The organism is Arthrobacter sp. Soil736 (genome assembly GCF_001428005.1).
GTDB lineage: Bacteria > Actinomycetota > Actinomycetes > Actinomycetales > Micrococcaceae > Arthrobacter.
This window is the reverse complement of record NZ_LMSB01000002.1, coordinates 113,062-127,500: the sequence shown is the minus strand read 5'-3', so window position 1 is coordinate 127,500 and position 14,439 is coordinate 113,062. Positions and strand designations below refer to the sequence as shown.

Below are 14,439 nucleotides of genomic sequence, written 5' to 3'. Positions count from 1 at the left end.
ATGACGCCGCGCCGCGGTGACCATTCGATCCTGTCCACTCGGATTCCCGGGCGGCAACATGTCAGGAGACAATCGGCGGCGCACCTGTAGACGGCGGCCTCCGCCGGACACGGGTAGTCGTGACCGAGCTCGAGCCCGCGTTCCACCCGAGGACCATCCATGCGCCCGATTGTTCGTCCGTCAGTCGGACGCTGGTTGGTCGAGCGAGCACGATGCGACCTGGGCCTATGCTGACCCACCTCGTTCTTGAAAGTTCGTCAAACAAGCTCGTCTCAGATGGTCTCTCGCAGGGTCGCGCTATCGTCCGTCCGGTCAAGCTCGATCGCCGTTCCAGGGGCCTATTGAATGCCGAGAACCTTGCCTGAACAAGGAGAAACACGGGCCTGAAACGACCCACCTCCTGTTTTAACATTCACTGGCAAGAAAATCACTAATTTTATATGGGTTCAAATCGGGGCAGTTTCGCGTATTTCCGCAGGTCAAAGTCATTTTTGTTACCCATCTCCGGCTAATAGTTTGTGACCACCAATGTTCACTTTTGAGGTACTCCATGCGCCGATGAGACTTCGCTCGGGGCGCGAACTTCTGCTGACCGGCACTGGGCCGCGGCCATTGAGAGTCGGATCTTGGGGGAGAGGGGCAGTCCACCGTCGGCGCATAATACTGTTCCACGAACCCGTAGCTCCTCAGCGACTGACATCGAGCCGGCCGGCCTCAGGGCTCCTGCGGGGCCCTGAGGCAGAGAAAATCCCCCAAGTGCACATCGTTGAGAGGCATGGGGGATGTGATCTCGGCAAGTTTGGCTGCGGTTGAAGAGGGCAGTTCACGAATCAACAATCACTGGCGAAGTTTAGGGGGTGGGTGTCGCAGCCCCGCCGCGCCGCTTGCCTAGAAAGCGGCCCTTCAGATCAAGTTTTCGCCACCAATCCCGGACTTGAGAGTTGGAGCGGACTCTGGCTGTCCTCAGGTTGTGCCTACGCATCACGGGTGAGGTGGGTTCACGACTCCAGGCGCAGCGGGTCACTGGGTCGCGGCTACACCAGATGTCCGTCTACTGCATCGCATATGCCGTCGGACCCTACCGGTTCAGCGATCCCGGCGTCCGTCCGAAAGCCGTACGGAGGTCGAGACACCGTGCCGGCTCCTGCTGTCGAGGTGCTGAACTTCTACCTGGGCATGAGCGGTGCTGATGTGGTTCCGCCTGGAACGAGTCAGAGGCGCTTCGTACAGTCCAACGTCTGGCCCGGCAAGCCGGCGTGGATGGCTGCATCAGCCCGCACAACCTGCGGTTCTCGTTTGCCACGATCGCCCTGGACAACGGTGTAGCTCTGCACGATTAACAGGACAGCCTCGGGCAGGCGGATCCGCGGACCAAGAGACGCTACGACCGATTGCGGCACCAGCTGGCGAAGTCCGCCGGCTACGACGTCGCGCGGAAGAGGCTAAAGTCGCGGTGCCTGCTCCGGGCAGAGGGGCCAAGACCCTACGTGTCAGGCTGGGATGAGATCACCGGTTCATAGCATGTCCGCTTGATCGCATGGGGAAATACACACGGCTGGGAATGCGTGTGTTTGCCCCTCGACTACACGGGCTCAGTAAAAAAGCCAAATCCTCCGGGCTTTTCCCGCACACATGGACGATGGGACCCACCTGACCGGATGCACACAAACGCCAGGTCACCACTGATTCTCCTCTCGCCACCGGACCGGCGAATGTGCACGGTCTTTTAGACGGCACCGTAAATTCGCCATAAACCACTTTTTGCGCTCAGTACTGTAATCCATACCGTAAATCCCCATGCGAGAAGGAAAGCGACCCAGCCCACTGCCGGCCAGAAGGCAAGTTCTGTTGGAACAGCGCACAGGAGAATGCCGGCAGCGATGACGGGAAGCCCCTTTGCTTGAATGTCGGCAGAGGCCGTCTTAGTCTGCTCCATCTGCCTTTGAAGATCCGCCTTCAGTCCTGATAACAATCCTTCGAGACGCACCAGATCATCGGAATGAGCGTCGAGCCTTGGTTGTGTCAACCATTTGTGGCCCCGGCACGACGGCCGTATCTGGCCCCACCTCCTACTAAAACTGGGAGAATCGGTTCCACGTTATCTACCCTCGCCGGAGGGTCCCCAGCGATGTGTGGTCTGAACTGGGGTCGTCTCGGAACGACGGATTAGCTACCCCTTTCGAGGTACGTTCGTATCTACGGGTCCGGTGAGGGTGACTCCGGCCGTCAGCAGCCGCAGTTCCAGGATGTCTTCGGCAAGGCTGGCGCTCGGTACCGGCTTGCGGCATCGGTCAGGATGGAATCTTTTCCCAAAGGGGCTCCTGGTCGTCTTAGCGGTGTTCTTCCTTTCACTGTGGACGTGGATGCTGCACGTTCACTGGGTTGCTCCGCCCGTGTGAGCGTTCCGGCGGAGCGGGGGAGGCCGCCCCGGCGCACCCAACGGGAACGGGGCTTCGGCCGGACCCTGATGTGGGGTCGCTGTCGAGATGGCGGGATTCCCGGCAGCGATGGGGAACGCCGTCAATGCGTGTTGTTCCTTTGTTCAGCCCGCCAACCTGTCGAGGGTCCATGCATTGGCTATGTACCGGTATTCAAGACGGTTTGAGGGACCGTCGGAATCGCCGCGCCAGAATGTCATCCGGCGCGGGGCAATTTTGTATCCGTACCAACTGGGCGGCGCGAGAAGAAGTGAGCCGGGTGGGTGCGCTTCAGCGAACCGCTCCCAAGCATCACGGCGTTCCGCGAGCGGCATCCGGGCCGTCTGGTCATCGTTTACCCAGGCGAGCAACTGGAGGTAGCGGCTACGTTGCTGGAACACGGAGGCCGCCTCCTCGTCCGAAACCCGGTGGACATCACCCTGCACAACCAGCTGCCTGCCAATGTCCGGCCATACCAGCGCAAGCGCGGCGCGGGGGTCTGACTCAAGCTGTGCGGTCTTGCGGGACCGCACGTCCGTGTTGAAGTAGAACGCGGCGCCGTCGAAGGCGCTGAGGAGCACATGCCGCACATCCGGATAACCATCCAGATCCGTGGTAGACAGCGCCATAAGGGGTCGCAACCCGTCTTCGTGCTCAGGTAACCATTCCTTGGCTAATGCCAGCGGGTCCGTTGGATCCGTATCGGGATGCGCCGTGTCACTGCCGAAGGTCGTGGAGGAGGTGATCATAAGCCTTCTCTTGCCGGACGGAAGCGCGAGATTTCCACCAACGCCGCCGTGGCCTGCGAGACTGCGGCCTCGAAGATTGCGGCGCCGTCAGCGGTGTTGGCGCGCGTCGGATCACCGATCACGCCGCTGGGGCCGAAGTCGTCGGAGAGCCAGCCAAAGCTGACCGGCTTGGAATGGAATCCGATGTACTCAGCGTCGGCAATATGGGAGGGCACGTTTCGCTCTGCGAGCGACATGTCCACCAAATCGGGCCGGATGTGCATGATAAGCGAGGTTTCGCCATGGCCGCCATGGATGCCGAGGTCGCATTCCTCCTCTGGCGGCTCGACGCCGTCAGCCGATACTTGGACCCCTATGAGGAATGTATTGAGGCCGAAGCGGCGGCGGATCTCCCTCAACGCGACCTGCAAAAGCGCCACATTTCCGCCATGCCCGTTCAGGAACACGAGGGTCCTGGCTGGGGTGGTGGCCACGGACCGGCCGATGTCAATCACGGTCTTCATCATGGCGTCCCAGCTGAGCCACACAGTCCCTGGAGCCCAGGCGTGTTCGTCCGATTTGGTGTAGGCCAGCGTTGGCAGCATCCAGACGTCGATGCCGGCCGCGGCGGCGCGTTCTACGGCGCTGCTTCCCACCGAGTCGGCAAGGAGGTAGTCAGTGATCAGGGGCAGGTGTGGACCATGGTGTTCGACCGCACCGGTAGGCACCACCACTACCGATGATGGAGCGAGCATGGAAGCGGCGGCGGGGCCGGACAGCTCTGCCAGATTGCGGGTCATCTCTGGGCCTCCACCGTCATGAGGCCGTGTGGCTGCTCTTCGTCGCGGACGAGTTTCCCGGGGTTTAGGAGCCGGAAGGGGTCGGTCACGGCCGCGAGGTCCATGGTCCGTTGGACTTCGAAGTCAACGAACCACTGGTGTGGATTGTGAACACGCACTCCAAGGTCTTTAAGCCGCTCCAGGCCAGCCTCCACCTGGGCTTTGCTCTCAAAGCGCCCGGCGAGCATGCCGATCGGATAGTCGCGCTGCGCCTCAATGTGGAGCATTCCGCCGGAGTAAACCGCGTGGACTTCATCGATCCGTTCAATCAGCGCATCACCTGCCACCTCGACGTGGAAGTAGGTGTCACGGTGTGCTTTCTGCAGCCACTCGATTGGATGGTTGTACGAGATCATGCTGAGTTTGATGACTGCCTGCGGGCCGACCCGGACGTCTTCCACCCGTCCGCCCGCTCGTTCGACGAGGGCGGTGGCTGCGGGCACGGCAGCCACGTCCAGGATGGCGCGTAGGCTTGCCCGGCCGGCGGGGATGGCTGCATCCGCCGGTAGCGCTGCGGCGAGCATCGGCAGGTCGGCCGAGACGAGTCGCGGGGTCGGTGTGGCTTGCCCGAGCTCGCGGATGATGGACAGCGCCCCCTCGAAGGCCGGGAAGCTTGCGTAGAAGGCGCGCCACTCGCGCAGCGGTTCAAGTTTGACAGTGGCCCGGACAATGATCCCGGCCGTGCCGTAGTTGTGAAGGTAGCTTTGCGCCTCTGCGCCCTCCACCCGGATCATCACCGGATCGGCAACGGCGTGAACCACGTCCAGCGCTACTACGAAGCCCGACTCGGATATGACACCGTGTTCAATTGAGCCGGTTCCACATGAACCGCCGGAGAGGAAACCGCCAATGGTGCTTTGAGCCGTGGACGGATACATGAGCAGTTCCTGGCCTGCGGCGCGGGCTGCTGTTTCCAGCTGGATCATGGTGGCCCCTGCCTCTGCGGTGACGAAACCGTCCCCGACGTCGAGGATCGCCTTTGCCCGGGAAAGGTCCAAGACCATGCCTCCGGGCATGGGGATTGCCTGGCCGTAGTTGCCGGTGCCCTTGCCCCGCGGGGTGATGGAGACACCGTGGCGCACCGCAGCCCCCACGGCCTGGACGATCTCACCGGCCGTGGCGGGGAAGGCGACCAAGTCCGCGAGACCGAGCGGAAGCTGTTCCATGATGACGGGTGAGAGCTTGGCTCCGTCGATCGAGGCCTTCTCGCGCATCGCCAGTTCGGTACTGACGCCGCGTTCGCCCAGAATGCTACGCAGTTCCGCGGCCAGCGCATCGATTGTTGATGTGGGGTAGGTGTCGTTCATGGTTATCGTTCTTTCTTTAAGAAAAGGTCAACGGCGCCGCCGGCCGTGCCGCTGTTAGGGCACGGCCGGCGGTGCTCGCCCGGAGCTGCTGTTTTGCGCGGTTACTTCAGACCGATTGAGGTGTCGATGTACCTGTTGGTGTAGATGTCCTCGGCCCTCAGCCCGGGCTTGGGGTTGCTGCCGAGCTTGGTGAAGAGCGGGATGGATTCGTCGAAAACCTTCTTCACGCGATCCGCGTCGAAATCGCCCAGTGTGGTGTTGTTGCCGTTGCCCACTATCTTCTGTTCGATCATGGCCTTCACCGAGAAGTCGGCCACACCCCGGGAGTAGACCCAGCCCGTGTTGAACTCCGTGACCAGGTCAAGGATGAGGCTCTCAACGGGCTTGGGGTCCTTAAAGAAGTCCACCTCGGCCTGCTGGAGCACGGGCACAAGTTTGGCAAGGCATCCGCCCAGCGTGGATTCGTCGGCAGACCGGACGGAGACTGCGGCCTGGTAGATCTGCCACCCGGCGTCGTGGATGAGCTGGTAGGCAACCGGCTTCTTCCACGCCGATATTTCGTTCTGGTAGATGTACGGTTCGGCGCTGGCGAAGCCCTGCTGGGCGTCCTTGCCGCCGCCGGCGACGAAGTTGGCCGGGGTTCCGTCGTAGCTTCCGTCAACTACCTTCTCGGAGAGGACGCCCTTCGCCATCAGGTACTCCATCCAAGTAGAGCCCCCGAAGTAGCGCACGACGCCGCCGTTCGCGGCAAGTTCGGTTCCCAGCTCGGCTATGGTCTTGGCCTTGTGCGTGCCCGGGTCCCACATGATCATTTGTGGGTTGATGTCCAATGGAGCGAACACCGCCTTTGTAGGCATTTTTGCGGACAGCTGGACGGCTTCGTCGGTGTTGATGTAGCCGATGGTTATGGCGGGGTCCTGGTACATCTGTGCCGCCACGCTCTGGAAGCCGATGGCCGGCCCTCCCGAGCGGACTTCGACGTTGACACCGGTGTACTGGCCGCTGGCATAGAGGGGGCCGGAGACGGATTTGTTCGCGGCGTCGATCGTGGGGCTGGGCCCGAGCAGTTGGTAGAGGTGACCGTGTTCGCTCTCCGGGTTCCAGTCGGTCTGGATCACGACGTTAGCCGGGCAACCTGCGGCCTTCAGGTCAACCGAGCCGATTGCTTGGTCCGCCGCGCTTGCGGCGGGTGCGGTGGCGCTCGATGCGCCGCAAGCGCTGAGCGTGAGCGTGGTGAGCGCCGCGACGCCGGACAGGACAATGGCGCGGGCTGAGGTGCGGGGTGTTGGGCGTTGCATGTGTCTCCTCGAGTGGGGGAAGATCCCGAATGGGGAAGGATGGAGCGTGCACGGTGAAACATCTTGGGGTGGCCAGGTGCGGCCATTAGCGGGCGTCGACGTCGTACCAGGCTCCGACCACGAGCTTGGCGATCGAGCCGAAGAGCCAGAAGATCACGACGCCGAACAGTGAGGCGGTGATGATCGCGGCGAAGAGTTCGGCGGATTCGACCCGTGATTGGTAGTTGCTGATGAGGGAGCCGATGCCGGGGGCACCGCGGCGGAAGAAGAAGTCTCCGACGATGGCGCCGACGACGGCGAGGCCTGCGGAAATACGCATGCCCGCGAAGACCGCCGGCAGGGCAGCGGGCAGTTGGAGCTTGGCCAGCACCGTCCAGCGGCTGGCGTTCTGCAGCCGGAAGAGTTCCAACTGGGAGCGGTCCGCCGATTGGAGCCCGAACAGGGTGTTCGAGACGACGGGGAAGAGCGCGATCATGACGCAGACGACTGTCCGGGAGAAGAAATCGAAGCCGAACCAGAATCCGATCAGGGGCACCAGTGCGAGGATGGGGATGCACTGCAGGATCACGGCGTAGGGAAACAGTGAGCGTTCGATCCACCTGGCCTGTGACATTGCGATCCCCCACGCCATCCCAATGACGATCGCTGCAGCGAGACCGGCGAGGGCCACGGCGGCGGTCTGCCCCAGGCTTGCCAGGATCTCGCCCAGGACATCCGGGTCCAGGAAGCCCTTTGTGACCACCTGGTCTGGAGGCGGCATGAGGAACCGTCGCTTCTCGTCCAGCACCAGGTAGCTGACTGCGTACCAGAGCCCCAGGAGCACCAGGGAGACTAGCATGGGCGGAACCCATGTGGCCGTCTGGGGCCTACGAGCCCGAACAGCGGGCATTGTTCGCCTGATGGGAAGCCCGGAGGCCGTGGCTGTGGGGGCCTTCTCCGGGTTGATCGTGGCTGACATCAGTGGTGCCCCTCTCGGAGTGCGTGGGAGACGTCGCCTACCAGGGCGGCGAACTCGGGCGTGAAACGGATGTCAGGGTCACGGGGTATGGGGAACGGCACGTCAAAGGTGCGCACGATCGCTCCGGGCCGGCCCGACATGACCACCACCTTCGTGGAGAGGTACACGGCCTCGGAAACGGAGTGAGTGATGAACAGTCCCGCGAAGCGGCGTTCGGCGAAGAGCCGAAGAAGTTCGTCGTTGAGCCGCTCGCGCGTGATCTCATCGAGGGCTCCGAACGGTTCGTCGAAGAGGAACAGTTCCGGGTCCAGGGTGAGTGAACGGGCCAGGGAGGCACGCATCTTCATGCCACCGGAGAGCTGCCGCGGAAGGTGCTCTTCGAAGCCTTTGAGCCCGACCAGATCGATGGCTTCCCGGGCCTTCTGCGAGCGGACCGCCCGGGGGGCCTTCCTTAACTCGGCCAGCAGTTCGACGTTCGCGCGGACGTTGCGCCAGGGAAGCAGGGTGGCATCCTGGAAGACGTATCCGATCCGGGACGTGGCGATGCTGACTGTTCCGTGGGATGAGCTTTCCAGCCCCGAAGCGATGCGGAGCAGGGTGCTTTTGCCGCATCCGGAAGGTCCAACGACGGTCACGAACTCGCCCTCGCGGACCGTCAGATCGACGCCCGAGAGGGCGACGGTGCCGTTGGGGAAGGTCATTTCGACGTCCTGGAAATCGAGCAGAGTCCTGGCTTCGTCCTGTGTTGCCGGCGGCGCTGCTGCCTGTGTAGCTGTCATGCGGAGTACCTTGATTCGATCGGGGTCAATGAATTGACCCGGGTTCCGGGAATTGCGATGCGGCGCGATACTTCGCTGTGCGCCACAAGCATCCCGGCGTGGATTACGTACCGGTCAGGGGACGCAGTTGCGACCACATCGCCGATGCTGGTGCCGCGGATGGCCAGGAGCTCGGCGCTGGCGTTCTCGTCCGGGCCCGCTGCGGGCAGACCCATGACGGAACGGGCGCCGGAAGAAACCGCGTCGTAGGCCTCGGCAGGTGTCAGATGCGCGGCGGCGACAAGCAGCCCGGCCGTTTCGAAGGCGTCACTTCGCCCCACTGGATTGAACGGGTCTCGCACGTTGTCAGCCCCGGCTCCCAATCGGGCGCCACGGTCCAACAGTGCACGGACTGCGGTGAGGCCGCGCGGCGTCGACACCGGGTGGTCCCAGCCTTGAAGGTAAAGGTTGGTGAGGGGGAGGGTGACTATTCCGAGGTCGCTCCGGAGGATCTCGTCTATTACGGAGTGGAGATCCTCCGTTTCGAGGGTTCCGAGCCGCACGCAGTGGCCTGCTGTCCTCATCCTGTCCGGAGGCCACGCTCGGACCAACCGGGCGAACTCGACGATGGTGAGGGCACCGTCCAGGCTCTCGTCTGTGTGAAGGTCGACGCCGACGCCGCGTCGTTCGGCGAGCGTGATCAGCCGGCGCAGATCTGTAAACGGGTCTGCGGCGAGGTGGGGTGATCCGCCGACGAGGTCGACGCCGAGATCGATGGCTGCTTCGATGTCCTGGTCCGGGACATCGGGACCCGCGAGGGCCACAAGTTCGAGGTCCATGAGCCCTGCAAGTTCCCGGCGGACAGCAGCGAGGGCTTCGACGCCGCGGAGGGGTTTGTCTCCGAGCAGGACGTCGACGTGGCACCGCACCGACGTGGTGCCGTTGGCGAGCAGCGTGAGTGCGGCTTCAAGGGCCCGGTCGCGGATGTCGTCGACGGTCATCGTGGAGGCGTGTCGCCGCCACGAATCAATCGCGTCTCGCAGATTTCCCAGGGGAGGCCGGATGGCGTCCGCGGACAGTGCCTTGTCGAAATGCGCGTGCGGTTCGGCAGGTGCCGGGAGGAGCATGAAGCCGCTGAGGTCTATCTCCGTTCCGGAGCCGGACCGCCGGCCTTGCCCAGCGGCCACGACGCGGCCAACGCGGTTTCCGTTGATCTCTACGTCCCGGACGGTTCCATCGAGCAGCGTAGCTGAACACAGGAGCGAGATCTGGCGAGGCAGCTGGTGCACAAGGCCCTCCGATTACATTGCTTTCGATGTGGGGCAAAATGTTGATACAGTCAACATGTTGATAGCTTCAACATACGGTGGTCGTGTTTCGCCCGCGTAACGCGTTGATTTCCCGACGGTGAATCCGCCGGCGTCCTGCACCACCGAGGATGAAATGACGGTTCCATAGTGTTGAGGGGGACCGAAAGGAGTGACGGTGAATAACCCGGTAGACGTAGCGGGATCCGGCGGCGAAGGCACCGGCCGGGCGCCCGCCATTGACAGGCAGATCGCACTGATGGGCCAGCGCATCCGTCGGCTGCGCAAGGACAAAGGACTCACGCTGGTCCAGCTCGCGGGAGCAACAGACCTTTCGCATCCCTTTCTCAGCCAACTGGAAAGGGGCCTTGCCCGCCCGAGTATGTCGTCGCTGGACCGGATCGCCCATGCACTGGGGATCGGCCAGATCGAGCTGATGCTCGCGGCGGAGGCCCGCGGCCCGTCCTCGGCCGACCACGGCAACGTCCACGTCGTCCGGGCCGACGAAGGCATCCGCGGGCCGACGCGCAAGGGCGAGGCCCGCACCCTGGCCCGAGGGAACCGGGGAGTCATGACCTTGGAATGGCACGATTCCAATGTCGATCCGGGCAGGTTCTATGTGCATGACGAGGACGAGTTCCTGTTCGTCATTTCCGGCAGCGTGCTGGTGGAACTGGACGACCGCGGGTGCGAGCTGCTGCATGCGGGGGACTCGATCCACTACCCCGGGGGCACCCGGCACCGCTGGAGCTCACCGGACGGCAGCGTGTACCGCGCCATCGTCGTCAAGGAAGACCAGTCGTTGACCAGCAGGACCGGCGACGTCCACTTGGAGCGCGCGGACGCCGACCGGGGTGGGAAGTCATGAGCGCCGAACACGTCGAGGTGTTCGAGGTCAGCGTCGCGGCATGCCGAGAGCTTGCGGCCGGCGTCATGGCCTTCGAGCTGGCAAGCGCAGACGGCTCAGCCCTTCCCCCCTGGACGCCGGGTTCACATCTTGATGTCCTGTTGCCTGGCGGGATTGAACGGCAGTACTCCCTGTGCAGTAGCGAGGGTACGGGATCGCCTTGGCGGATCGGCGTCCTGCGCGAGCCCGGCGGTCGGGGCGGCTCCATGCAGTTGCACGACTCCGCCACAGTTGGGACCACATTGCGCGTTCGCGGTCCTCGCAATCATTTTCGCTTTGAGCCGGAGGCCTCGGCCCGGGTCCTATTTGTGGCTGGCGGAATCGGCATCACCCCGATCCTTCCCATGGTCAGTGAGGCAACCGCACGGGGCCTCGACTGGACCCTGGACTACGCCGGGCGCTCCCGGCAGACCATGGCGTTCGTGGATGAACTGCTCGCCACCCATCCCGAACGAGTGCGGATCCACGCCGCCGATGAAGGTCGGCGTCTGGCACTGGGTGTGCTTGCGGCAGACAGCCGTCCAGGACCAGGTGCCCGGCTTGCCGTGTACAGCTGCGGCCCCGCCAGGCTGCTCGACGCCGTCGAGGACGCTTTCGCCGGGCGCGTCGGAGTGAGTGTGCATCTGGAGCGTTTCACCCCGAAGGAGGCCGGCGCGCCTCTTCTGAACGGGCCGTTCGAGGTGGAACTCCAGCAGACGGGTGTGACCGTCACAGTAGCCGAGGGCCAAACGATCCTGGAGGCCGCGGAAGAAGCCGGGGCTTTTGTTCTCTCCTCCTGCCGCGACGGTACCTGCGGCACCTGCGAGACCCCCATCATCTCCGGAACGGCTGACCACCGAGACTCCGTTCTGACAGCGGAAGAACAAGCCGAGAACCGCGTGATGATGGTCTGCGTCTCGCGCGCGGCATGCAGCCGGCTCGTGCTCGATCTCTGACCCCAGCCGCCACGTTCACCCACACGCCCACTATGCAGGGAGTCCCCCGTGCTCACCATCACCAACGCCGAACGGATCTTCATCGACGGCAACAACGAACGCACCGGCCCGCTGCACATCAGCGCCGGGATCGTGGCTGCCGAGGCAGCGCCCGTCCCAGCGGGCTCCATCCCTACATCGGGCGTTACCGCACCCTCCGACGGAGAGGTGCTCGACGCCACCGGCTGTGTGGTCACACCCGGGCTTGTGAACGCACACCACCACCTGCTTCAATCGGCCTTCCGCACCCTTCCCGGCACGCGCGGTGTGGCCATGAGCGAATGGCTGCCCACCATGGCAAAGGCCTACGGCACCGCCACCATCGACCCGGAGCTCGCGGGCCTTGCGGCAGCTGCCGGCGCCGCGGAGGGCCTGTTATGCGGGGTGACTACCGTGGCCGACCACCACCTGAGCTGGCCGCACGCGGCCGACACTGTGGCGATAGCCAGTGCAAGCGCCGAAGCCGTCCGGCGCGTGGGCGCCCGCCTTGCCTTTGTGCGAGGAACCGCAGGGGACGATCCCCAGACCGCCGCTACATCGACGGAGGACATCGTTGCAGCCCTCATGCCCGGCGCTACGGGCGGCACGAGCGGGGACGGCATGCTGCAGCTCGCCGTCGGTCCTGCCGGGGTCCACAGCGACGGCCCTGAAACGTACAAGCTGCTCGGTGAGGTGGCGCGCAGGCACGGGCTGCGGCGCAGGACTCAATCAAACGAGCAGGTGGATGTCGGGATTGCCCTGGAGCGCTACGGTCGCCGCCCCCTGGAGCTTCTGGAGGACTGGGGCTGGCTTGAGGACGATGTAACTCTGGCTCACCTGTGCGACGTCACACCCGGGGAGATCTCCCGGATTGCCGCATCCGGCGCGACGGCCACCCATGCCCCAGGTTGTGACCTCCCCATGGGCTGGGGAATCGCCCCGGTCGCCGCACTGCTCGACGCCGGCGTGAATGTGGGTCTGGGCACGAGCGGCGGCGGCTCAAACGACGCCGGCCACCTGCTCGCCGATGCACGGCTGGCCATGCAGATCGCTCCTCTTGTGGGCCGGGCCGTTTCCGCCCGCGAGGTGCTCAGCATGTCCACGGAAGGCTCGGCACGAGGCCTTGGCCGTCCGGAGCTCGGCCATTTGCGGGCCGGGGCGGCAGGGGACTTGTGTGTGTGGGATGTATCCGGGATTACCGATGCCGGCGTAGCGGATCCCGTTGCGGGGATCTTGTGGGCATCGCCGGGGCGCCGGCCACGGCATGTAGTGGTCGCGGGCAGGGTAGTAGTCCGCGACTTCCGGCTGGTGGGCGCGGACGAGCATGATCTCGTCATCGCTCTACACAGACGAGTGGGCAGATAATTCGCCTATCCGCGGCAGCGCAACTGCGGACCTTTCGTCGATCTGGAGTCCCTCATGACCTACTTGGCCTTGGTCCCTTGGAATGTCCCCGACTTCCGGGTCGACGACCACCCCGAGAAACTCCGGGAGCTGAAGCAGATCGGCGGGCTACGGGTTCACCCAAAGGCGCTACCGCGTCTACGGGGACAAGCCCTAGCTTGCAGCGCTTGTGACGCGAGAAGGGCGCACTATGCACTCGCAAACGAAGAATTCGGGGAACGCCATAATTCGAGAATCGGCGTCGGAGCTCCACGTTCCAAGAGCTGTCTCACCCTTCCCGGAAATAGGACGTTGGCACGGGACCCAGTGTCCCTCACATGGAAGTGGTCTGACGAGGCAATGGGAGTCCGGGCGGTCCACCCCAGACGAGCAGGACCGGGCAAGCTGCCCGGTCCCTGCTTGCTAAGTGGCCAATTATTGGGCTGGAAGCAATGAATGTGGCTGCCGAGCTATGACTGAAGAGATGGTTGGGGCGGCTGGTGACCGGTCGGTCTAAAGGGGGGCTGGGGCCTGGTTCTGGCGTTTTTTGGATCTTCCGGTGATGGCTGCCGTGACGCTGCGGGCGGCGATGGTCAGGATGAAGGCTGTTGCCAGGCCGAGGATGGTCCAGGAGTAGATTTCCCGGCCGGGAAGGTTCGATGCGGCGAACCAGCGGACGGCGTAGTTTGCCGTGGTGGCGACGGGGAAGGCGAAGACCCAAAACAGGGGGCTGAAGGCCAGCTTGCGGTATTCTCCGATGAGCAGAAGTTGCATGAGCAGCATGATGACGAGCACTCCGGTGAGGCCGAGCTGCAGCGCTCCCATGGGTCCCGGGTGGGAAACTATCCAGGCGATACTGGCTGTGGCCGGCGCGGCAAGGTAGGCCGACAGTCCGATGCGGGCTGTTGGGGGAAGCTCGCTGGCGGTCATCAGCCGGACCGTGACGACGGTTCCCACGACCAGCCAGAAGAACGCGCCGATGCCGAACGCGGCCAGCGCCGCATCGTGGGCGTGCACGCTGGAGAAACCGATGCTGGCGACGAAGGATCCGGCCACGACGGGCAGGAAATAGCCCGGATGAATGGACTCCATTGATACTCCGCCGGTTAGCCAGTGCGCGAAGAGTTGAGTGGCGACGATTGCGAGGGCGGCGATGAAGGCTATGCACACCCAGGTGCCTAACGCGGGAACGTATTCGCTGTAGTGGGCCGAAAGCAGGATCCCCACCAGTGGAATGAATGATGCAAAGGGGCCAGTTACGGGGTTTCTGAGGTCGGCCCGGAAGGCTCCTTTGCGTCGCAGGCCCCGCAGTAGATAGATGGTGGTCAGGATGAGCCAGATCGCGCTGGCTACCCCGTAGAGGACTTCCTCCGGCCAGGGCGGCGCCCCGAGAGTGGCTCGGGCGGCGGACCATCCGGCACCCAGGCCGGCCAGGCCCAGCGGCATACCGAACAGGCTCAGCGGCAGCATGCCCGAAGGGGCGGCAATCGGGGAGGGCGCGGGTGGAGGGACGCGCGCTCCGAGAGTTGTCGGCTCGGTTTTGATGTCAGTAACACTCATTCCGGACTCCTCGAAGTTGGCGGT

Annotated in this window: 12 protein-coding genes; 3 read left to right on the top strand and 9 right to left on the bottom strand. The window is 64.0% G+C overall.

Annotated features, from left to right (window positions below; all coding sequences use genetic code 11):
- Positions 1-1,726: 1,726 nt before the first annotated feature.
- The 8 genes from ASG92_RS28055 to ASG92_RS02925 all read right to left on the bottom strand — a co-directional run bounded on the left by ASG92_RS28055 (position 1,727) and on the right by ASG92_RS02925 (position 9,594).
- Positions 1,727-1,987, bottom strand: coding sequence for a hypothetical protein (locus ASG92_RS28055; protein ID WP_157372064.1), 261 nt, complete (start codon positions 1,985-1,987; stop codon positions 1,727-1,729).
- A gap of 555 nt (positions 1,988-2,542) precedes the next feature.
- A complete protein-coding gene (locus ASG92_RS02955; protein ID WP_056624243.1) occupies positions 2,543-3,166 on the bottom strand; it encodes a pyridoxamine 5'-phosphate oxidase family protein in 624 nt (207 codons plus the stop codon).
- Positions 3,163-3,945: a creatininase family protein gene (locus ASG92_RS02950; protein ID WP_056624240.1), complete on the bottom strand. Its 783-nt coding sequence runs from the start codon at positions 3,943-3,945 to the stop codon at positions 3,163-3,165. Before ASG92_RS02950 ends, ASG92_RS02955 begins: the two co-directional genes overlap by 4 nt.
- Entirely contained in the window at positions 3,942-5,291 is a 1,350-nt protein-coding gene (locus tag ASG92_RS02945; RefSeq protein ID WP_056624237.1) for an FAD-binding oxidoreductase, read from the bottom strand. Before ASG92_RS02945 ends, ASG92_RS02950 begins: the two co-directional genes overlap by 4 nt.
- A gap of 101 nt (positions 5,292-5,392) precedes the next feature.
- Positions 5,393-6,589: a hypothetical protein gene (locus tag ASG92_RS02940; protein WP_056624235.1), complete on the bottom strand. Its 1,197-nt coding sequence runs from the start codon at positions 6,587-6,589 to the stop codon at positions 5,393-5,395.
- Between the two features lie 85 nt (positions 6,590-6,674).
- Entirely contained in the window at positions 6,675-7,427 is a 753-nt protein-coding gene (locus ASG92_RS02935) for an ABC transporter permease subunit (protein WP_056624232.1), read from the bottom strand.
- A gap of 119 nt (positions 7,428-7,546) precedes the next feature.
- Complete coding sequence (locus tag ASG92_RS02930) at positions 7,547-8,326, bottom strand: ABC transporter ATP-binding protein (RefSeq protein ID WP_056624230.1); 780 nt, start codon at positions 8,324-8,326, stop codon at positions 7,547-7,549.
- On the bottom strand, positions 8,323-9,594 hold the full coding sequence (locus ASG92_RS02925; protein ID WP_056624228.1) for an amidohydrolase family protein: 1,272 nt from the start codon (positions 9,592-9,594) through the stop codon (positions 8,323-8,325). The genes ASG92_RS02930 and ASG92_RS02925 overlap by 4 nt, the downstream gene beginning before the upstream one ends.
- A gap of 196 nt (positions 9,595-9,790) precedes the next feature.
- Between ASG92_RS02925 and ASG92_RS02920 the strand changes: the two genes are divergently transcribed.
- The 3 genes from ASG92_RS02920 to ASG92_RS02910 are packed head-to-tail and all read left to right on the top strand — an operon-like array spanning position 9,791 to position 12,837.
- A complete protein-coding gene (locus ASG92_RS02920) occupies positions 9,791-10,480 on the top strand; it encodes an XRE family transcriptional regulator (protein WP_240986974.1) in 690 nt (229 codons plus the stop codon).
- Positions 10,477-11,454, top strand: coding sequence for a PDR/VanB family oxidoreductase (locus ASG92_RS02915; RefSeq protein WP_056624225.1), 978 nt, complete (start codon positions 10,477-10,479; stop codon positions 11,452-11,454). Before ASG92_RS02920 ends, ASG92_RS02915 begins: the two co-directional genes overlap by 4 nt.
- 48 nt (positions 11,455-11,502) lie before the next feature.
- Positions 11,503-12,837 (top strand): amidohydrolase family protein, encoded by a 1,335-nt coding sequence (locus ASG92_RS02910; RefSeq protein WP_056624222.1) that lies wholly within the window; start codon positions 11,503-11,505, stop codon positions 12,835-12,837.
- A gap of 531 nt (positions 12,838-13,368) precedes the next feature.
- On the opposite strand, the gene ASG92_RS02905 is transcribed toward ASG92_RS02910, so the two are convergent.
- Positions 13,369-14,415, bottom strand: coding sequence for a TDT family transporter (locus tag ASG92_RS02905; protein WP_082579269.1), 1,047 nt, complete (start codon positions 14,413-14,415; stop codon positions 13,369-13,371).
- Positions 14,416-14,439 lie beyond the last annotated feature (24 nt).